The sequence below is a fragment of the Streptomyces sp. NPDC005878 genome (genome assembly GCF_040629815.1).
Taxonomy (GTDB): Bacteria; Actinomycetota; Actinomycetes; order Streptomycetales; family Streptomycetaceae; genus Streptomyces.
The window spans coordinates 1-19,922 of sequence record NZ_JBEXWK010000049.1 but is presented as its reverse complement, the minus strand read 5'-3'; the positions used below and the strand labels follow the sequence as shown (position 1 = coordinate 19,922).

General features: G+C 75.0%; 14 protein-coding genes, 1 pseudogene and 1 riboswitch. Of the genes and pseudogenes, 3 read left to right on the top strand and 12 right to left on the bottom strand.

Annotated features, from left to right (window positions below):
* Window positions 1-21 precede the first annotated feature (21 nt).
* Window positions 22-1,347 carry a glycosyltransferase family 4 protein gene (locus ABZ404_RS38365; RefSeq protein ID WP_358835103.1) on the bottom strand — a complete coding sequence of 442 codons (1,326 nt, stop codon included), beginning with the start codon at window positions 1,345-1,347 and terminating at the stop codon, window positions 22-24.
* Window positions 1,348-1,599: 252 nt separating this feature from the next.
* Here ABZ404_RS38365 and ABZ404_RS38360 point away from each other — a divergent pair, with 252 nt between their 5' ends.
* Window positions 1,600-2,223 (top strand): TetR family transcriptional regulator, encoded by a 624-nt coding sequence (locus tag ABZ404_RS38360; RefSeq protein WP_358835102.1) that lies wholly within the window; start codon window positions 1,600-1,602, stop codon window positions 2,221-2,223.
* Window positions 2,224-2,570: 347 nt separating this feature from the next.
* A pseudogene (locus tag ABZ404_RS38355) lies at window positions 2,571-3,095 on the top strand (response regulator transcription factor); the annotation flags it as partial.
* Here ABZ404_RS38355 and ABZ404_RS38350 read toward each other — a convergent pair.
* The 6 genes from ABZ404_RS38350 to ABZ404_RS38325 form a co-directional block, all read right to left on the bottom strand.
* Window positions 3,021-4,895 (bottom strand): ABC transporter ATP-binding protein, encoded by a 1,875-nt coding sequence (locus ABZ404_RS38350; protein WP_358835106.1) that lies wholly within the window; start codon window positions 4,893-4,895, stop codon window positions 3,021-3,023. The pseudogene ABZ404_RS38355 and the gene ABZ404_RS38350 sit on opposite strands and share 75 nt — an antisense overlap.
* 20 nt (window positions 4,896-4,915) lie before the next feature.
* Window positions 4,916-6,523, bottom strand: coding sequence for an ABC transporter ATP-binding protein (locus ABZ404_RS38345; RefSeq protein WP_358835105.1), 1,608 nt, complete (start codon window positions 6,521-6,523; stop codon window positions 4,916-4,918).
* Between the two features lie 187 nt (window positions 6,524-6,710).
* Complete coding sequence (locus ABZ404_RS38340; protein WP_358835101.1) at window positions 6,711-6,836, bottom strand: SapB/AmfS family lanthipeptide; 126 nt, start codon at window positions 6,834-6,836, stop codon at window positions 6,711-6,713.
* A 41-nt stretch (window positions 6,837-6,877) separates the two neighbouring features.
* Entirely contained in the window at window positions 6,878-9,511 is a 2,634-nt protein-coding gene (gene lanKC / locus ABZ404_RS38335) for a class III lanthionine synthetase LanKC (RefSeq protein WP_358835100.1), read from the bottom strand.
* 203 nt (window positions 9,512-9,714) lie between these two features.
* A complete protein-coding gene (locus tag ABZ404_RS38330; protein WP_358835099.1) occupies window positions 9,715-9,948 on the bottom strand; it encodes a ferredoxin in 234 nt (77 codons plus the stop codon).
* Window positions 9,948-11,423, bottom strand: coding sequence for an aldehyde dehydrogenase (locus ABZ404_RS38325; protein WP_358835098.1), 1,476 nt, complete (start codon window positions 11,421-11,423; stop codon window positions 9,948-9,950). The genes ABZ404_RS38330 and ABZ404_RS38325 overlap by 1 nt, the downstream gene beginning before the upstream one ends.
* Before the next feature lie 206 nt (window positions 11,424-11,629).
* Here ABZ404_RS38325 and ABZ404_RS38320 point away from each other — a divergent pair, with 206 nt between their 5' ends.
* Window positions 11,630-12,700, top strand: a complete 1,071-nt coding sequence (locus ABZ404_RS38320) for an MBL fold metallo-hydrolase (protein ID WP_358991634.1) — start codon at window positions 11,630-11,632, stop codon at window positions 12,698-12,700.
* Window positions 12,701-13,432: 732 nt separating this feature from the next.
* On the opposite strand, the gene ABZ404_RS38315 is transcribed toward ABZ404_RS38320, so the two are convergent.
* The 5 genes from ABZ404_RS38315 to ABZ404_RS38295 all read right to left on the bottom strand — a co-directional run bounded on the left by ABZ404_RS38315 (window position 13,433) and on the right by ABZ404_RS38295 (window position 19,477).
* Window positions 13,433-14,299 carry an ECF transporter S component gene (locus ABZ404_RS38315; protein WP_358835096.1) on the bottom strand — a complete coding sequence of 289 codons (867 nt, stop codon included), beginning with the start codon at window positions 14,297-14,299 and terminating at the stop codon, window positions 13,433-13,435.
* Window positions 14,296-16,014 carry an ATP-binding cassette domain-containing protein gene (locus tag ABZ404_RS38310; protein WP_358835095.1) on the bottom strand — a complete coding sequence of 573 codons (1,719 nt, stop codon included), beginning with the start codon at window positions 16,012-16,014 and terminating at the stop codon, window positions 14,296-14,298. Before ABZ404_RS38310 ends, ABZ404_RS38315 begins: the two co-directional genes overlap by 4 nt.
* Window positions 16,011-17,111, bottom strand: a complete 1,101-nt coding sequence (locus ABZ404_RS38305) for an energy-coupling factor transporter transmembrane protein EcfT (RefSeq protein ID WP_358835104.1) — start codon at window positions 17,109-17,111, stop codon at window positions 16,011-16,013. The genes ABZ404_RS38310 and ABZ404_RS38305 overlap by 4 nt, the downstream gene beginning before the upstream one ends.
* A 450-nt stretch (window positions 17,112-17,561) precedes the next feature.
* Window positions 17,562-18,164, bottom strand: coding sequence for an SCO2322 family protein (locus tag ABZ404_RS38300; protein ID WP_358835978.1), 603 nt, complete (start codon window positions 18,162-18,164; stop codon window positions 17,562-17,564).
* Window positions 18,165-18,238: 74 nt separating this feature from the next.
* Entirely contained in the window at window positions 18,239-19,477 is a 1,239-nt protein-coding gene (locus ABZ404_RS38295) for a prenyltransferase/squalene oxidase repeat-containing protein (RefSeq protein ID WP_358835975.1), read from the bottom strand.
* A 114-nt stretch (window positions 19,478-19,591) separates the two neighbouring features.
* Window positions 19,592-19,725, bottom strand: a riboswitch (cobalamin riboswitch).
* Between the last annotated feature and the right edge of the window lie 197 nt (window positions 19,726-19,922).

Genomic DNA, 19,922 nt, shown 5'->3' with positions numbered 1-19,922 from the left:
TGGGGCGGGTGCGGTGCGGGGTCACCCCGCGGGCTTCCTGGCCGCGGAGCGGCCCTTGCCGGCGATCGCGGAGCGATAGAGCTCGGCGGTGCCCTCGGCCGCCCGGGCCCAGGTGAACCGGTCGAGCACCCGCTGCCGCCCGGCCGCGCCGAGCCGGGCCCGTAGCTGCGGGTCGCCCAGCAGCCGTACGAGCGCGGTGGCCAGCGCCTGCGGGTCGCCCGGCGGCACCGCCAGGCACGTCTCGCCGTCGGGCCCGGCCACCTCGGGGATCGCGCCCCCGGTCGTGGCCACCAGCGGGGTGCCCGTCGCCATCGCCTCCGCTGCCGGCAGCGAGAACCCCTCGTACAGCGAGGGCACACAGCTGACCTGCGCGGACCGTACGAGGTCGACGAGCTCCGCGTCGGAGATGCCCTTGACGAAGCGGACCGCGCCGCCGAGCCCGTACTTCTCGATGGCCTGGGCGACCGGCCCGTCCTCGGCACGCTTGCCGACGACGACGAGGTGCGCCCCGGGGTGCTCGGCGCGCACCTTGGCGAGCGCCTCGACGAGGAAGACGAGCCCCTTGAGCGGTACGTCCGCGCTGGAGGTCGTGACGATCCGGCCGGGCACCTCGGCCACCGAGGGGTCCGGGGACCACAGGCCGGTGTCGGCGCCGATGTGCACCACCGAGACGCGGTCCTCGCGCACCCCGAGATGCTCGACGATCTCGCGCTGGGAGGAGCCGGAGACGGTGAGCACCGACGGCAGCCGCCGCGCGACCCGCTTCTGCATCCGGGTGAAGCCGTACCAGCGGCGCACCGAGGCGCGCCGCTTCCAGTCCCCGGCGGCGTCCAGTTCCAGCTGCCGGTCGACGGTGATGGGGTGGTGGATCGTGGTGACCAGGGGCGCGCCGAGGTCGGCGAGGAGGCCGTAGCCGAGCGTCTGGTTGTCGTGGACGACGTCGAACTCGCCCTTGCGGGCGGCGAGATGGCGCCGGGCCCGCAGCGAGAACGTCAGCGGCTCGGGGAACCCGCCGGTCCACATGGTGGCGACTTCCAGGGCGTCGATCCAGTCCCGGTACTCGTCCTTCCCGGGCGTACGGAACGGGTCCGGCGAGCGGTACAGGTCCAGGCTGGCGAGCTCGGTGAGCGGGACGCCCTCGTCCAGGACAGGGTAGGGCTGCGCGCCGATGACCTCCACGCTGTGCCCGAGACGGGCGAGTTCGCGGGAGAGGTGGCGTACGTAGACGCCCTGGCCGCCGCAGAACGGATTGCCCTTGTACGTCAGGAGGGCGATCCGCAGCGGGCGGTCACCCGCACGGGCCGGCTCCCCTGTGTGCGGGTTTGCCTCTATGGCCTCTGCGGTCACTCGCGGCCCCTTCATCGCTGCGTTTCGCCGGAGCGTAACCGCTCGCGCTAATCTAGAACAAGTTCCAGACTTGATCCTTCTTGATCTCCGTCCGGAGCCTGGGGAAGCTTTGAATCTACCGGCAGGTAGCGCGCGTGTGAGGGCCGGATCAGGTGATTCGCGCCACCACGGGGGCCCCTGCCATGCTGTGCCCCCGGAAACGGGCCGTCGGGCCCACGGGAACAGCGGGAATCGGACGACGGAACGGGACAGATGACAGCGGAAGCCAGAGCGGCCATCGTCGCGTCGCCCGTCCTGACCGAGCGCCAGGAGGCGCGCCGCCGCCGCATCCTGCACGCCAGCGCCCAGCTGGCCAGCCGGGGCGGCTTCGACGCGGTGCAGATGCGCGAGGTGGCCGAGGCCGCGGGGGTCGCGCTCGGCACGCTCTACCGCTACTTCCCCTCCAAGATCCATCTGCTGGTCGCCACCATGCAGGACCAGCTCCAGCATCTGCACTCCACGCTCCGCAAGCACCCGCCGTCCGGCGACTCCGCCGCGCAGCGGGTCGCCGAGACGCTGATGCGGGCGTTCCGCGCGCTCCAGCGCGAGCCGCACCTCGCGGACGCGATGGTGCGCGCCCTCACCTTCGCCGACCGCTCGGTCAGCCCCGAGGTGGACACCGTCTCCCGGCAGACCACCGCCATCATCCTGGACGCCATGGGCCTGGACCACCCGAGCCCTCGGCAGCTCTCGGCGGTCCGCGTCATCGAGCACACCTGGCACTCCGCCCTGATCACCTGGCTGTCCGGGCGGGCCTCCATCGCCCAGGTGAAGATCGACATCGAGACGGTGTGCCGGCTGATCGACCTCACGGCCGAGGACGACCTGCCGGTCTGAACGGACCCGCGGCGCCCGGTCCGTAGGGACGCCGGCCGCCCCCGACCGGTTCCGCGCCGGGTCGGTTCGGCCCGATCCGGCCGTTCTCATCGGCCCCGCCGGTCCGCCGGTCCCGCCGTGTTCGACCCGCCGCGCCCGCTATGGCCCGTTCTGTCGGTGGCAGGGCTCCGCGCCCGGCGCGCAGGTCCGACGCCTGCGCCCGGCCGTGCCCACTCCGTGCGCCGTACGCGCCCCCGTGCCACCCCATGGCCGATTATGCGGCTTCCCCCGCCCCGGCCCCCGGATAGAAATGTTTCGCGTGCCAGTGGAAGGCAACCGGTAGGCGGGGAGCTGGAGGGGGCTGAAACGTGATCCGGGTACTTCTCGTGCACGACGCTTGTCTGATGCGGTCGGCACTGGCCGACCGACTGGGCCGGGAACCCGGTCTGGAGGTCCACCACGCGCCCTGGCGCAGCGCACCCGCCCGGGCGCGGGTGCTGCGGCCGGATGTGTGCGCCGTGGACCTCGACTGCTCCGACTCCTACGGCATCGCGCCACTGGGGGAGTTACAGAGCCGGCACAACGGGTCGCGGGGCACCCGGCTCGTCGTGCTGGCCAGCGCCAACCGGCCCGGCCTGCTGCGCCAGGCCGTGGAGGCGCACGCCCTCGGCTACGTCGACAAGGACGCCACACCGGAGCGGCTGATCGGCGCCATAAGACGGGCCGCCGCGGGCCAGCGATTCGTCGACGACTCGCTGGGCTGCGGCTTCCTGCGGGCGGCCGAGATGCCGCTCACCAGACGGGAGTTGAGCGTGCTCTCACTCGCCGCCGAGGGCGCCTCCATCGCGGACATCGCGCACAGTCTCCATCTGTCCAACGGGACCGTGCGGAACTACATGGCGGCGATCACCCGTAAGACCGGCGCCCGCAACCGCGTGGACGCCATCCGCATCTCCCAGGGCGAGGGATGGGTGTAATCCGGTCAGTTCCCGGTAGAACGCGGATCCTCGCAGCAGTTCGTCGTGTGTCCCGCACTCGACCCCCGCGCCGCCCAGCACCAGCACCTGCCGGGCCCGGCGCGCAGAGGCGGTCCGGTGCGCCACGACCACCAGCGCCGTCCCGGGCCGCCGGGCGAACGCCCCCTCGGCGCGCGCCTCGGCCGCCGGGTCGAGATGGCAGGTCGCCTCGTCGAGCAGGACCAGGGGCGCGGGGGCCGCGTACGCCCTGGCCAGAGCGATCAACTGCCGCTCCCCCGCCGAGAGTTCGGACGGGACCACGGGCGCGTCGAGCCCGCCGAGGCGGTCCACGAGCTCGTGGGCGCCCACGGCCGTACAGGCGAGGAGGAGGGCGTCGTCCCCCGGCGGGCCACCGGGCGGGCCGTCGGGCGGGTCACCGGGCGGGCCGTCGGGCGGTCCACCGAGCGGGCCGTCGGGCGCCGTCTCCCGAGCCTCCGGGGCCTCTGCCGCCTCCGGGCCCTCCGGATCGTCCGGGCACAGATAGGTGAGGTTGGCGCGGACGGTGTCGGTGAACACATACGCCTGCTGGGGCACCAGGACCCGCGCGCAGCCGCGTAAAACTTCGCCGCGGTCGGGGGCGCGCACGCCCGCCATGAGTTCGGCCAGGGTCGACTTGCCGATGCCGCTGGGGCCGACGACCGCGAGATGCCCGCCGTGGGGCACGGTCAGGTCCAGACCGTCGACGACGGGCGCGGCTCCCGGCCCGTACGCGAAGGTCACCCCCCGCAGCCGCACGGCCTCGCCGGGGCCGGGCTCGCCGGCCGGGGGCGCGGGGTGCGGTGGCGGGTCCCCGTCCGCCGTCAGCCTGCGCAGCACCACGAACAGCCGCGCCCCCGAGGTGCCGAGCCCCTGCATCAGGGACTGGAGGGCGGGGATCAGGGACTGGGTGACATAGGCGAGGGCGCCCACGAACGCGCCGGGAGTGACCCCGTGGCCGAGCAGCCAGGGGGCCGTCACCAGCAGCAGCACGACGGTCAGCCGGCCGCCGACCCCGGCCGCGAGGGTGCGCAGCATCCCCCAGCGGGCGAGCGAGCGCGAAGCCCGGAACTCGGCGTCGATCCGCTCCCCCGCACCGGCCGCCACCCGGTCCTGCGCCCCGGCCGCCGTGATGTCGCGCAACCCGCCGACCACGAGGCCGAGTTCGGCGGCCAGGGCCTCGTCGGCGGCGAGGAACACCTCCTGGCGGCGGGCGAGCGGGCGCAGGGTGGCGAGGAAGAGGGCGAGGGAGGCGGCCAGCGGCAGCGCCACCACCGGCAGCAGCACCGGCGCCAGCGAGCACAGCCCGATCAGCGCCCCCACGGCCGTGACGACGAAGGTCCGCGACACCATCACCAGACCGGCGAGCGTGTCGCGGGCGATCTCCACCTGGTGGGTGAGGCGGGAGACCGCCGCCCCGTCGGGCGCCCGCAGCGCCCGGCGCACCACCCGGCGTACGAGGTCGTCGCGCACCGGCTCGACGAGCGCGGCCACCGCCAGATGCACCCGCCCGGTCCCGAACGCCCCGGCCACCACACCGAGCGCGGCGAGCCCCAGCCAGGCGAGGCCGGTCCCGGTGCGGCCCGCGAGGAAGCCCCGGTCGAGCGCCCGGGCCAGCGCGTAGCCGAGCAGGAAGGTCTCCCCCGCCTCCAGCGCCGACCAGGCGGCGAGCCGCAGCAGCGCCTTCCGGCGGGGGCGCATGAGTTCCCGCAGGCGCCCCTTCACGCGGCCTCCCCGGCGAACACCGCGCGGTACTCGGGCAGCCGCCACAGCTCCGTGTGCGGGGCGAGCGCGCGCACCCCGCCGCCGTCCAGCCAGACCACCAGATCGGCGCGGGCGGCGGTGGTCACCCGGTGGGCGACGATGAGCCGGGTGCCCGGGGTCAGTTCGTCGAGCAGCGCGCGGGAGACCCTGTGCTCGGTCGCCGAGTCGAGGCTGGAGGTGGCGTCGTCGAGGACCAGCAGCCGCCCGCAGTGCGCGAACGCCCGCGCCAGGCCCAGGCGTTGGGCTTCCCCGCCGGACATCGGGGCCTGCTCGCAGGGGGTGTCGTAGCCGAGCGGCAGCCTGCGGACGAAGTCGTCGGCGCAGGCGGCCCGGGCGGCGGCCGTGACCTGCTCCGGGCCGGGTTCGTCGACGCCGAAGGCGATCGTGCCGCCGATGGTCGCGCCGAGGAGCGCCGGGCGGGCGAAGGCGTGGCCGACCTCGCGGCGCAGGTGCTGCCGGGAGAGCTCGGGCAGCGGAACGCCGTCGAGGAGGACCGTGCCCCGGTCGGGGTCGGTGAGCCGGCCCGCGACCGCGGCCAGGGCGCTCTTTCCGCTGCCGGAGCGCCCCACCACGGCGGCCACCGAGCCGCCGGGGATGTAGAGGTCGATGTCGTCGAGGGGTCCGGTGCGGACGCCGCGGAACTCCAACGAGCCGGGTCCGTCGGGCAGTTGCCGTGTCCCGTACGCCAGGGCGGGCGGGGCGAGCGCCTCGGCGAGGCGGTCGGCGGCGGCCCGGCCCCGGACCAGGCCGTTGAGCTGGCCGACCAGGGTCCCGGTGCCGGTGGCGAGGACGGCGTACCGCCAGGCCGCGAGCATGCCGCCGACGCTCAGCGCCCCATCCGCGAGCCGCAGTCCCGCGACCGCGAGCACGAGGAGCTGGAGCAGCGGCAGCAGGGCGGCGGCCTGGGCGGTGGAGCGGCCGGTGACGCGCCACATGCGGTAGCCCTGGCGGGACAGTTCGGGCAGCGGGGCGAGGATGCGGGCCGCGTCGCGTTCGGCGGTCCCGGCGGCCGCGATGGTGCGGGCGCCCTCCACGGCTTCGGTGAGCCGCCCGGCGATCTCGCCCTGGGCCCGCAGATAGGCGGTGCCCACATCCCCGGACCTGCGGACGAACACCTTGAGCAGCAGGACGAGCACGGGCATCCCGGCGAGCAGCGCGAGCGCCGTCCATCCGTCGGTGAGGGCGAGCGCCACCAGTCCGCCGACCGGGGTGAGCACACCGGCGAGGGTGGCGGCAAGGGTCGCGGGCACGGGTCCGGCCTGGGCGGCGTTGCCGACGAGCCGGGCCACCAGGTCGCCCTCGGCGATGGTGGTGCGGGGTCCGGCGGCCAGCACATGGCCGAGGACGCGGGCGCGTATCCACGCGGTGGTCCGGGCGGTGGCGGTGGCGGTGACCAGGCCGTCGAGGGCGCCGAGCAGGACGGTGGCGCCGGTGAGGGCCGCGCACAGCGCGAGCCAGGGCCCGGCGGCCGAGCGGTCCTCGCCGAGCAGCAGGTCGAGGGTGCGGCCGAGCGCCCACGGCAGGGCCAGGCCCGCCCCGGCGAGGGCCGTGGTCAGCAGCAGCACGAGGGCGGCGGGCGCCGCGCCGTGCCGGACGGTCTCACGGAGAAAGGGGCGTGGAGCCAAGGGGCCCTCCGGGGCGCGCAGGCCCCGGGCGGAGAGCAGATCCGCCCGGGGCCGCGTTACACGGTTGCTCAGGATCGATCAAGGTCGATCAGACGCAACAGGGATTGATCAGGGTGGTGCGGGTGTGTCAGAGGCAGAGCAGCTGGCTGGCCCCGCTGTGCTTGTCACACAGCAGCAGGCTGACGCTGCTCTCGCCGCCGCCGCCGCCGGTGGTCTCGGGAACGTCCATCTTCTGAAGGTCGAGAAGGGTCATGGCCATCTCCTTTGTGTTGGGATTTCTTCGTGGGGACGGGGTTACCGTCCGGCCCCTCGCGGGGCCGTCCTGGGGGCCACCGGAAGGGGTGGCAGGAAGGGCAGCCCCGCGGGGCGCCTTCGGGCGGACGCGGCGGCGGGCAGCGAGCCCAGGGCGAGCAGAACGCCCGCCGTGCCGGTCGCGAGGTCCATGGAGAGCCGCATCATCTGGTTGCCGGGGAAGGCCAGATGGCCTTCGTACGGCACGGCGTACCAGGCGAGCGCCGCGCTCTGCGCGTCCAGGTCGGCACGCGCGGCGCGGGTGCGGGCCAGGTGCAGCACCATGCCCGCACGGCCGTCGAACAGGCCCGGCTGGGCGTAGTACCGCAGCCGCGCGGTGGGCAGGATCGCGGCCCTGGCCTCGGCGAACTCCTCGTCGTACCGGTGCGCCAGATAGTCGTCCAGCACCATCGCGATGCCGACGCCGCCGGAGCCGAGGTAGGGCATGGTCCGTACGCCCTCGTCGACCTGGAGGGCGCCCGAGCGGTCGGTGACGCAGGCCGCGAGGTCGCGGCGGAGGAACTCGGCGGCGTGGTCGAGGAGCGCGGGTTCGCCGGTGTGCTCGTAGAGCCGCAGGAAGAGCAGCGCCGGACCGCTGGCGCCGTGCAGCAGACCGGCGCGTCTGCGCCCGCCGCCGTCCTCGGGCCGCGGCTCCCCGGCGATGATCCAGGCCGCTTCCAGGGCCCGGTCGCGCAGATCGCTCTCACCGGTGGTGCGGCCGAGCGAGTCCAGCGCGAGCCCGAGCCCGGCCAGGCCCCCGTGCAGGCCGGGCGCGAGCCGCTGCCACTTCTCCTCCAGCACCCGGTCGACGAGGTCGAGGGCGCGTTCGGTGTGGCCGAGGCGGTCCAGGACGTACGCCACGCCGCTCAGCCCGTCGTAGAAGCCCAGCGGGCAGCCGGCGGGCGGCTCCTCGGTGCGGCGCAGCAGCCACTCCTCGCCGTCCCGGTAGCGCCCGGCGCCGGTGGCGTCCAGGGCGTAGAGCACCCCGGCCGCGCCGTACGCGACGCCGAGGCCGCCGCCCTCCGCGAACTGCGAGATGTCCCCGGGGAAGAGCCGGTCCTCGCGTTCGGGCGTGGCGGAGGCGAGGATCGCGCGGACCATCGAGTCGCGCCCGGCCGGCCACTCCTCGGGCCGGGCGGGCAGATAGGGCCGCGCCAGGGGCTCGTCGGTGCCCCGGATGACCCGCACCGCCTCCTCGAAGAAACCTTCCGGCACAGCGGGGAACTGGCTCTTCGCGACCTTCGCCAGATGCGCCGCCTTGTCCTGGTCGACCACGAGCAGCGTGGTCATCGGCACGAACAGGGCGAGCCGCAGGCAGGCCAGCGCGTACCGGTCGACGTCGAAGCCCTTGCGGTCGCGCGGGGCCACGAACCCGGGGTGCGCCATCGTCTGCCCCTCGTGCTCGTCGAGCGGCACCGCGGCCTCGAAGTCGAGCAGCCGCACCGCGACCTCCCGGCCGCCGTTCGCCTCGTCCCCGTCCGGCCCGACCATCACGTTGAACATGTGCAGGTCGTTGCAGACCAGTCCGCGCGAGTGCACCGCCTCGACCGCCCGCTCCACGGCCCGGTGCACCGCGAGCGCCCAGGTGGTGTACGACGCCACCGCGTCCGGGTCGGGGTCGACCGCGAGGAGCGGGTGGCGCTCGGCGAAGAACGCGTTCAGCGTGCGCCCCTCCAGGAAGTCCATGACGAGGAAGCGGTGGTCGCCCAGCTCGAACCAGTCGCGCACCTCCGGCGCCACCCCGAGCCCGGAGATCCGCTCCAGGGCCGCCTTCTCCCGCTCCAGGCGGGTGACCGCGTCGCAGCCGTCGGCGGCGAGCCCCGCGTAGGGCCGGGCCTCCTTCAGGACGACCTTGCTGCCGTCGCGCACATCGGTTCCGGCGTACACACCGCCGCCGTTGGAGAAGTGCAGCGCCCGCTCGATGCGGTACGGCAGGTCGCCCACGGTCGTCGCGTTGCGCGCTTCCAGCTGGGGCCGCAGGAACGGGGGCAGCGTCACCCATTCGGGCACCTGGAACGCCGGGTCGCGGCGGTCGGGGACCAGCTCGCCCCGGGCGTTCTCGATCGCGGGGACCAGCGCCCCGCCCTCACCGACGCAGTGCCGCTCGACGAAGCCGCCGTACCGCACGTACAGCGGACCGGAGTTCCAGCGCAGATCGGTGAGGATGTACGGGCCCGGCTCGCCGTCGAGCAGTTCGCCGAGCTCGGTGAGTATTCGCTCCAGCTGGTCCACGCCGGACGGGTAGATCGTGGCGAACTTCCCGCTGGAGCCGCGCCCGGCGTACTTGGAGTTGCGCAGGTGCAGCGGCTGGCGGCCCGGCACGAACTTGAACGGGACGGCTCTGGGGACGCAGTACTCCCACACCTGCGCCGCCATCTTCTCGGCGTTGTCCAGACAGGCCGAGACGTGGATCTTCCAGCCCTGGCGGGGCGTCCCCGGACGCGGGTCGCCCGCCTCGTCGACGGGGCTGAAGTGGAGCCAGTCCCCGGAGAGCGTGGTGCGCCATCCCTCGGGGACCGGGCGCAGGGCCGCCTCGAAGAGCGGCACGGGCTCGCCGGTCCTGGCCGATGACAAGCGGTCCGGAGTCTCGTAGAACTGCCTGTCGGCCAGGCAGAAGACTTCGTACCGCTTGTCCATCGCTTCCCCCCTCGGTGGCGTGGCAACGAAGGTGCCACGCCTGCCGGGGCCGGGACAGTCGCATGTGTCATACGGTGACTGTGCGGTACGCATGCGTCAATTTGTGTTCGAACGAGGTCGGACGCCGGGGGATTCGGGGAGACGGGGCGGGAGTTCGGCCGCGGGCCGGTGGTGGGCCGGCCCGCGGCCGACGGCGGACGCGCTCACTCCTCGGGAGGGAAGACGGCCTCGCCCGTATCGCGCAGGGTGATGCTGATGGCCTCCACCGGGCACCCCTCCGCCGCCGCGAGCACCTGCTCACCGGCGTCGGCGTCCGGGCTCCGGGGCCGGGACTGGCGAGCCGTGTCCAGCGCGAAGGACCCCGGCGCGGTGCTCACGCACATCCCCGACCCGATGCACACGCTCCGGTCGACCTCGACGTGCCAGCGGTCGCCCATCACGCCCCGCCCCCGTACCCGGCCGGAAGATGGATCATCTTGTGCTCCAGGTACTCGCTCAGCCCCTCGGGCCCGAACTCCCGCCCCAGGCCCGAGTTCTTGTAGCCGCCGAACGGGCCGAACATGTCCAGGCTGAAGGTGTTCACGTTGAACGTCCCCGTGCGCACCTGGCGGGCGAACGCGAGGCCGCGCTCCACGTCACCGGTCCACACGCTGCCGCTGAGGCCGTACTCGGAGTCGTTGGCGATCCGCAGCGCCTCGGCCTCGTCACCGTACGGCAGCAGGCAGATCACCGGCCCGAAGATCTCCTCGCGGGCGATCCGCATGGAGTTGTCGACGCCGCCGAAGAGCGTCGGCTCGACGTACCAGCCCCGGTCCCGCCCGGCCGGACGGCCGCCGCCCGCCAGGATCTTGGCGCCCTCCTCCTGGCCGATGCGGATGTAGTCGAGCGAGCGCTGCTGCTGGCGCCTGGCGACCAGCGGGCCGACCTGGGTCGCGGGGTCCAGCGGGTCGCCGACGACGAGCTGCCCGGCGGCGGCCGCGAACGCCTCCGCGAACTCGTCGTAGCGGCTCGCGGGCGCCAGGATGCGGGTCTGGGCGACGCACGCCTGCCCGTTGTTCATCCACGCGGCCGGGACTACTCCGGCGACGGTCGCCGCCAGGTCGGCGTCGGGCAGCACGACCGCGGCGGACTTCCCGCCCAGCTCCAGGGTGACCCGGGTGAGGTTGCGCGCGGCGACCTCCATCACGCGCCGCCCGGCCGCCACCGACCCGGTGAACGACACCTTGTCGACGTCCGGGTGCCCGACCAGGTACTCGCTGACCTCGCGGTCGGCGGGCAGGATCGACAGCACGCCCTCCGGCAGCCCGGCCTCCCGGGCGATGTCGCCCAGGATGTACGCGTCCAGCGGCGTCTCCGGGGACGGCTTGAGCACCACCGCGCACCCGGCGAGCAGCGCGGGCGCGAGTTTGGCGGCGGCCACGAACTGCGGGACGTTCCACGGGACGACGGCCGCGACGACCCCCACGGGTTCGCGCCGCACCAGGATCGGCCCGAGGACGCCGGCGCGCGGCTCCTCGTACGGGAAGTCGCGGGCCACGGTGATCGCCGCGTCCCAGACCATCATCGCGCCGAGCGCCTGCGCGAGGACGCTCCAGGAGTACGGGGAGCCGTTCTGGGCGCTGATGGAGCGGGCGATCTCCTCGTGGCGCAGGGCGATGGCGTCCTTGATACGGGAGACGACCTCGATGCGTTCGGCGAGCGGCAGCCGGGGCCAGGGGCCCTCGTCGAAGGCGCGGCGGGCGGTGGCGACCGCGTGGTCGACGTCGGCGCGCGAGGCGTGCGGTACGCGGCCGATGAGCTGCTCGGTGTGCGGGGAGACCACCTCGATGACGTCGGATCCGCGGGGGGCGGTCAGCTTCCCGCCGATATAGAGCTGTTCGTGTTCGACCAGGTCGTTGGTGGCATGGGTCATGGCTGGGGGCCTCCCGCTCGACCGCCCCGAGGCGGCTTTCCGACGACGTTGCTGACGTCGTTCCCGGCGACGTTCCTGACAACTTTCCTGACGACATATCAGATCTGCCTGAACTGATACCAGTTCCCCTATGAGGAGTCCACGGGCCGGGAGAGGCGGCGAGCGGGGCTTGAGGACTGACTGAAACACGTTCTACTGTGGGCGGCATGACGCAGGGGACGCGGGGGCGGGCGGCGGGGACGGGGACGGCCGATCACGGCGGGGGCGTCCGGTCCGTCGAGGTGCCCATCCCGGACAACCCCCTGGGCCACACGCTGGTGTACGTCGTCGACACCGACCGGGGTCCGGTCCTGGTCGACACCGGCTGGGACGACCCGGCGTCCTGGGACACGCTGACCGAGGGCCTGCGGCGCCTGGGCACGGACGTCGCCGACATCCACGGCGTCGTCCTGACCCACCACCACCCCGACCACCACGGCCTCTCGGGCCGGGTCCGGGAGGCGTCCGGGGCGTGGCTGGCGATGCACGCGGCGGACACGGCGGTCGTACGGCGTACGCGCGAGGCCGAACCGGGCGCCTGGCTGGACTACTTGGCGGCGAAGCTGGCGGCGGTGGGGGCGCCGGAGTCGCATCTCGGGCCGCTGCGAGAGGCGCGGGCGCGCGGTGCGGCACGGGCGCTGCCCGGGCTGCGGGCGGCGCTGCCGGACCGCGAGATCGTCCCCGGCGACCTGCTGCCGCTGCCCGGCCGCCGGCTGCGGGCGGTGTGGACGCCGGGGCACACCCCGGGCCACGTCTGCCTGCACCTGGAGGAGCGCCACCCGTCCGGGCGGCCGGGCCACGGCCGCCTCTTCTCCGGCGACCACCTGCTGCCGGGGATCAGTCCGCACATCGGGCTGTACGAGGACCCCGACGACGCGACGGTGACGGACCCGCTGGGGGACTACGTGTCCTCCCTGGAGCGGGTGGGCCGCCTCGGGGTGGCGGAGGTCCTGCCCGCCCACCAGCACGCGTTCACGGACGCGGCGTCACGGGTCCGCGAACTCCTGGCCCACCACGAGTCACGCCTGACGGGCCTGCTGGCGCTCCTGTCGGCGGAACCGCTCACGCCGTGGGAGCTGGCGGTACGGATGGAGTGGAACCGCCCGTGGTCCGAGATCCCGTACGGCTCGCGGAACATCGCGGTGGCGGAGGCGGAGGCGCATGTGCGGCGGCTGGTGAAGGGGGGCCGGGCGGAGCCGATCCCGGGCACGCACCCGGTGTCGTACCGCGCGACATGACCCCCGGGCGACGCCCGGCCCCCCGCCTCAGCCACCACCAGCCGGACGGGTAGCGAACCCCCGCGCAGTTCCCCGCGCCCCTCATCGGCCGCACCTTCGCCTGCGGCCCGGTGGAGTCCCGCCCGCGCAGTCCCCCGCGCCCCTGAAAGCCCCTGGCCTCCGGCCCGGCCACCCAACTACGTCGCCACCTGCAGACCGGTGGTCGGCTGGCCGCGCAGTTCCCCGCGCCCCTCAGAGGCCCTGGCCTCCGGCCCGGCCATCCAGCTACGGGGTCACCTGCAGACCGGTGCTCGGTTGCTCGCGCAGTTCCCCGCGCCCCTGAAGGGGTTCCTCCCGCCACGTGTTCGTCTGCGGACCGTGCTGGGTTGCCCGCGCAGTTCCCCGCGCCCCTGAGGGGGCCGGGGTGAACCGGGAAGTTGCAGCGGCCGGAGGTGCCTGAAGGGGCGCGGGGAACTGCGCGACCAGCCCCCACCGACCCGCAGCCAGAAAACGAGCCCCGAGACGAACCAGCACCCCCCGAACAAAGCGGCCCGGCCACACCCCGTCCCCCCAGGGGCGCGGGGAACTGCGCGACCGGCCCACCAACGACCCGCAGACAAACCCCGGCCGACCAGGGGCGCGGGGAACTGCGCGGGGAACCCACCACCACCCGCACGCAAAAGACGAGCCATCAGGGGCGCGGGGAACTGCGCGGGCAACCCACCACCGGCCCGCAGACGAACCCCGGGCCGATCACGCCCCCTCGAACCTCCCCCCCGCCTCAAACGCCGCCCGCCGCGTCGCCCGACGCAACGCCCTCAGCACGGTCGACCCCAGCCCCAGCGTCAGGACCGTGGTCAGTGCCGCCCGCCCCAGGTCCCACCCCAACGACGTCGTCGCGCAGTACGCGGCGAAGCGCAGCAGGTTCTCCCCCAGGGGGTCGCCGGGGTGGAAGGAGATCCCGGACGACATCCCGCCGATGTACGTCCAGCCCTGGAGGTTCATGACCGTGCCGTACGCGAAGGACGCGACGCAGCCGTAGACCGCGAGCAGGGCCAGCTCCCCCCGGCCGCGCAGCCGGTGCGGGCCCGGCAGCAGGCCCGCGCCCATCGCGAACCAGCCCATCGCCAGCATCTGGAACGGCATCCAGGGACCGACACCCCCGGTGAGCAGCGCGGACGCGAACATCGTGACCGCGCCGAGCACGAAGCCGAAACCCGGCCCGAGGACGCGGCCGCTCAGGACCATCAGGAAGAACATCGGCTCCAGGCCCGCCGTACCCGCCCCCAGCGGCCGCAGCGCGGCGCCGACCGCCGCGAGGACGCCGAGCATGGCGACGGCCTTGGCATCCATCCCGCCGTCCTCGTCCGCGATCGTGGCGACCACCACGCCCACGAGGAGCGGCAGGAGCGCGGCGAAGAGCCAGGGGGCGTCCTGGGAGTGGGCGAGCCCCGAGTCCGCGTCGGCCAGCAGCGGCCAGCCGAAGGCGGCGACCCCGACGAAGCTGATCAGGGCGAGGGCGGTGATCCCGCGCGGGCCGAGCCGGACCGCCTTCGCCTGGCGGGTCGGGGGCAGGTCACGCGGTGGCGTGGGAGGCAGGTCACGCGCTGGTGCCGTCATGCGAGGGCCTCCCGTACCTGCGTCACCGTGAGCCACGGGTCGGGCGCCAGGACCTTGGCGACCTGGGGGGCGAAGGAGGGCGAGGAGACGACCACGTCGGCGGTCGGGCCGTCCGCGACCACCTCGCCGTCCGCGAGGATCACCACCCGGTGGGCGATCTCGGCGGCCAGCTCCACGTCGTGGGTGGCGAGGACGATCGCGTGGCCCTCGGCGGCGAGGTCGCGCAGGACGTCCGCGAGGCGCGCCTTCGCCGCGTAGTCCAGACCGCGCGTCGGCTCGTCGAGGAGCAGCAGCGGGGGCCGGCCCGTCAGGACGATGGCCAGGGCGAGCGCGAGGCGCTGGCCCTCGGACAGGTCGCGGGGGTGGGTGTCGTCGGGGACGCCGGGGAGCAGGGCGGTGACCAGGTCGCGGCAGGTGCCGGGGGTGGCGTCCGCGTCCGCGTCGGCGGCCGCGCACTCGGCCTCGACCGTGTCCGCGTACAGCAGGTCGCGGGGTTCCTGCGGTACGAGGCCGACCTCGCGGATCAGCTCGCGCGGGGGTGTGCGGTGCGGGGTGCGGCCGTTGACGGTCGCCGTGCCGGTGGTGGGTTCGGTCATGCCGACGAGGGTGGTGAGGAGGGTGGACTTGCCGGCGCCGTTGCGTCCCATGAGGGCGACGGTCTCGCCGGGCGTGACGGTGAGGTCCACGTGGCGCAGGGCCTCGATACGGCCTCGGCGCACGCCCAGACCGCTGACCACGGCGGTCGCCGTGGCCGCGGGCGTGGCGGGGCGGGCCCCCCGGCGCAGACGGGCGAGGGCGGCCCGCAGACCCGTCGGCTCCAGGGGGCCGTGCGGGCCGTGCGGGCATACGCGGCCTTCGGCCGGCCGGCCGCCGTCCCCCGTCGGCGGCCCCGGGACGTGGGCGGCGAGGCTCGCGCGCAGGTCGTGCGCCCGGCGCCGCGCGTCCCGTACCGACAGGGGCAGCGGGCTCCAGCCCGCGAGGCGCCCCAGGGCCACCACCGGCGGATGGACCGGCGACGTGGCCATGATCTCGGCGGGGGTGCCCAGGAGCGGGGGCTCGCCCCCGGCCGCCAGCAGGATCACGCGGTCCGCGTACTGCACGACGCGCTCCAGGCGGTGCTCCGCCATGAGGACGGTCGTGCCGAGGTCGTGGACGAGGCGTTGCAGGACGGACAGGACCTCCTCGGCCGCCGCCGGGTCCAGCGCGGACGTCGGTTCGTCCAGGACCAGCACCTTGGGGTGCGGGGTCAGGACCGAGCCGATCGCCACGCGCTGCTGCTGGCCGCCGGAGAGCGTCGCGATCGGGCGGTCGCGCAGGTCCGCGAGGCCGAGCAGGTCGAGGGTCTCCTCGACGCGGCGGCGCATCACGTGCGGGGCGAGGCCGAGCGACTCCATGCCGTACGCCAGCTCGTCCTCGACCGTGTCGGTGACGAAGTGGGCGAGCGGGTCCTGGCCGACCGTGCCGACCACGTCGGCGAGTTCGCGCGGCTTGTGGGTCCGGGTGTCGCGGCCGTCGACGGTGACCCGGCCGCGCAGGGTGCCGCCGGTGAAGTGCGGGACGAGACCGGAGACCGTCCCCAGGAGCGTGGACTTCCCGACGCCTGAGGGCCCCACCAGCAGGACCAGTTCGCCCTCGGGGACGGTGAGGTCGACGTCCCGGATCGTGGGGGCGGGGCGGCCCTCGTACGTGACCGACACCTCGTCGAAGCGGATCATCGGGACTCCTGGGGGTCGGGCGGGGCAGGTGCCGGGTGCGGGGCCGGGGCGGGGTGCGGGGCGGGGGTGACGAAGGCCGGGAGCAGGCCGAGGAGGGTGGCGAGGGCGGGCAGGAGCGGGAGCGTGGGGGCGGTGAGCGGGACCACGCCCGGGTGCAGGGCGTCCGGTGCGTACGTACCCGCCCAGATCATGGCCGCCGCCACCGCCGCGCCGGATCCGGCCACCAGCCAGGCGCGGGTGTCCCAGCGGTCGGGGCGGTAGCGGGTGCGGACGGTTCGGCGGCCGCCCAGGCGCAGGCCCGCGAGCGCCGCGGCGAGCCCGGCCAGCAGCACCGGCAGGCCGTAGCGGGCGCCTTCGGCGGCGAGGAGTCCGTACGTACCGGCGCAGACGCCGAGGAGTCCGCCGAGGGTGAGGACGGTGGTGGTGCGGCGGACGGCGGCCGGGACGCGCGCGGTGCGGCCGTAGCCGCGGGCGTCCATCGAGGCGGCGACGGCCACCGAGCGCTCCAGAGCGCCTTCCAGGACCGGCAGTCCGATCTGGAGGACCGCCCGGATCCCGCCGGTGGGACGGCCGCGCAGCCTGCGGGCGGTACGGAGGCGGGCGACGTCGGCGACCATGTTCGGCGCGAACGTCATCGCCACGACCACGGCCACGCCCGCCTCGTACAGCGCGCCCGGCAGGGACTTCAGCAGACGGGCCGGGTTGGCGAGGGCGTTGGCGGCGCCGACGCAGATGAGGAGGGCGGCGAGGCGGGCGCCGTCGTAGAACGCGAAGAGCATGCCCTCGGCGGTGACGCGCCCGCCGACGCGGATGCCCTGGGCCCAGTCGGGCAGGGGCGCCTCGGGGAGCGCGAGAAGGGTGTGGGTGCCGGGGATCGGCGATCCCAGGACGATGTTGAAGACGAGCCGGATGGCGACGACGGCGAGACCGAGCTTGACGAAGGCGGTGTACGAACGGGCCCAGGGCGCGTCGGTGCGCCGCGCCGCCACGACGTAGCCGGCGACGGTGACGAGGAGGGTGAGCAGGAGGGGGTTGCTGGTCCGCGAGGCAGCGGTGGCGAGCCCCAGGGCCCACAGCCACCAGGCCACGGGATGCAGGGCGTTGGCCCGACTCGCGTACGGGGCACGGGACGCACCCGGACGCCCCGGGACACGGCGCCGCGCGGCGCCGGGCCGCCGGGGCGCCGGGCCTCCGGCCGGATCCGTGCGGGGCCTTGCGCGGGGCGGCGCGGGCCGCTCGCGGTGGCCGTCGTCGGCGGACCGCCGGGGCACCCGGCCCCGGGCGGGCGCGTCCTGCGGCCGCGGGGCCGCGGCAGCCACCGGGCCTCCGGCCGGATCCGTGCGGGGCCTACCGCAGGGCGGCGTGGGTGGCTCGCGGTGGCCGTCGGCGGCGGACCGCCGGGGCATCCGGCCTCCGGCGGGCGCATCCTGCGGCCGCGGGGCCGCGGCAGCCACCGGGCCTCCGGCTGGGTCCGTGCGGGGCCTTGCGCGGGGCGGCGTGGGTGGCTCGCGGTGGTCGTCGGCGGTGGGCATCGGTCGGGTACGCCGTCAGTTCCGGTGGCGGCGGCGGGACTGCCACAGCGCGGCCGCGGCGACCGCCAGGACCGCCGCCCCACCCGCCAGCAGGCCCACCGAGGGGCCGCTGTCGGACGTCTTCGGTGCCGCCTTGTGCGTGGTCTTCCCCGACACCTGCTCGCCGCAGCCCGTCCTCGGGTAGCCCGCGATGGCGCACAGCAGGGCCGCGCTGTTGTAGCGCAGCGGCTTGGCCACCGCCGCCAGGGCGTCCGCCGTCGTCGCGTTCTCCGGGACCCGCGCGCACGCCGTACGCGCCGCCGGGGGCGTCTCGCCGCCGGGCGCGTCCTGCGGCGTGCCGAAGTCGAGCGCGAGGGCGACGCGCTTCCTGCCGGGCTCGGCGGGCGTGGCCGCGCACACCTCGGCGAACGTCGGTGCCGAACGCGGGACCGCCGCGTCCTTGGAGTCGGCGCTGACCGCGAAGCGGAAGCCCTGGACGTCACCGTCCGAGGGGTGCGCGGTGGCCGGGCCCTGCGTGGCGTACGTCCACGTCGTGCCCTGCCGCTCCCAGAACGACCAGTAGCGGTACCCGGCCGCGTGGGCAGGCCCCGCCACCGCCCCCGCGCCGAGCGTCAGCACGACGGCGAGGGCGAAAGCGAAGGCGAAGGCGGACCCGGCCGGGACCGGCCGGCGGCTGCGACGGCGGACCGGGGTCACTTCTGCGCGTTCTTCTTGCGGGCGCTGACCAGGAAGCCGACGCCCACGCTGGCGACGAAGAAGACGCCGACGATCCACCACACCGACATGCCGGAGGAGTCGTCCTTCTTGTCGGAGTCGGCGGACTTGGCCGCCTTGCCCGTCTCGGCGGCGGAAGTGCCCGCCGGGGCCGGACCGGTCGCGTTCAGCTGGGCGACCAGGTCGGCGCCGCCGAACTCCCTCGGGTCGGCGCCGGTGGCGTTCGCGGCGAGGACGAGCTGGGCGTAGGCGGCGGGGCCGTTCTCCTTGGCCCAGCCGGACGTGTTCTTCTCCAGCCACTTCAGGGACGCCTCGGCCTGGGCCTTCTGGCCGGCGGCGGCGAGGGCGACGACCGCGTCGGCGGTGTTGCCGTAGTCGGGCTGGCTCTCGGCGCCCGGCATCGCGGAGTTGAGGTGCCCCGACTTGGCCATGGTCCTGGCCAGGTACGCGGCGCCGTTGTGCGCGGCCTGCTCGGGCGTGGCCGCCTTCTCGCAGGTGGTGCCCTTGGCGTCGGCCTGGCCGGCGGTGGCGGCGAGGCCCTTGCCGTACGCGGCGGTCACGGCGGCGGCGCTGGCGTCGGCGTTCGCGTACAGCTTCGCCGTCTTGAGGTCCGGCTGGTACGCGAACGCGCCCGCGCCCGGCGTGCTGTCGCACGGCAGCGCGAAGGTGAGCAGCGCGTCGAGCGGGGACTTGCCGCCCTTGGCGGACTTGGTGTCGGCGGGCTTCTCGCCGGCGGCGGCGAGGGCGCCTATGACCACGGACGTGGAGTTGGCGTCGCTCTTGCCGCCGGGGTTGTAGGACCAGCCGCCGTCGTCGTTCTGGACGGTCTTCAGCCAGGAGACGCCCTTCTTCACGGTGTCCGTGTGGTCGCCGAGGGCGACGAGGGCCTGGACGGCGGCGGCGGTGGCGTTGGTGTCGAGGACCGTCTTGGCGTCGCACGGCTTGGCCGCGTCGGGCCGGTACGAGGCGAACCCGCCGGTGTCGCACTGCTGGCCGGTCAGCCAGGTGACCGACTGGGCGGCGGGCTTCACGCCGACCGTGCCCTGGGCGAGCAGGGCGAGCGACTGCCGCCAGACGCCGTCGTACGCCGGGTCCTTCGTCCCGTACAGCCCCGGGGGGAGCGTGCCGTCGGCGAAGGCGGGGGTGGCGGTGGCGGCGGCGCCGCCGAGGACGACGGTGAGGGCGGCGATCGCTGCGGTGCGGCGGCGTACGGTCATGGGTGGGCGGTGCCTCTCCTGCGGGGGCCGGGCGGCAGGCGGGCGCGGGGGCACGCCGGCTCCGGTCCCGTGTACCTCGACGGGCCGGTCATCGGCGGCTTGCCGGTGACCGTTGAGCCGGTCATGTCCGTCGGGGTGATCCGGCTCGCCGCTCGTTGTTCTTGGGTGGCGGCTCACGGTTGCGGGTCAGCGCCGGATTCGCACCGGCTTCCCCCCATACGGTCATGCACGACGCCTTCACTGTACCGGCCCCCCACTTCCCCCCTCGGAGGAGCCCCGAGTCCCCCATACCCGACGGATTCCCGCGCCCCTTTCCCGCCCGGACTTCGTCTGCGGCCCGGCGGGTGGCCGCTCGCGCAGTTCCCCGCGCCCCTAGGCGGACGGGGTACACCCAGCCGTGCCACCCGGCCACCACGGCTTCGCCCGGCACGGCTCCTGTTCACCT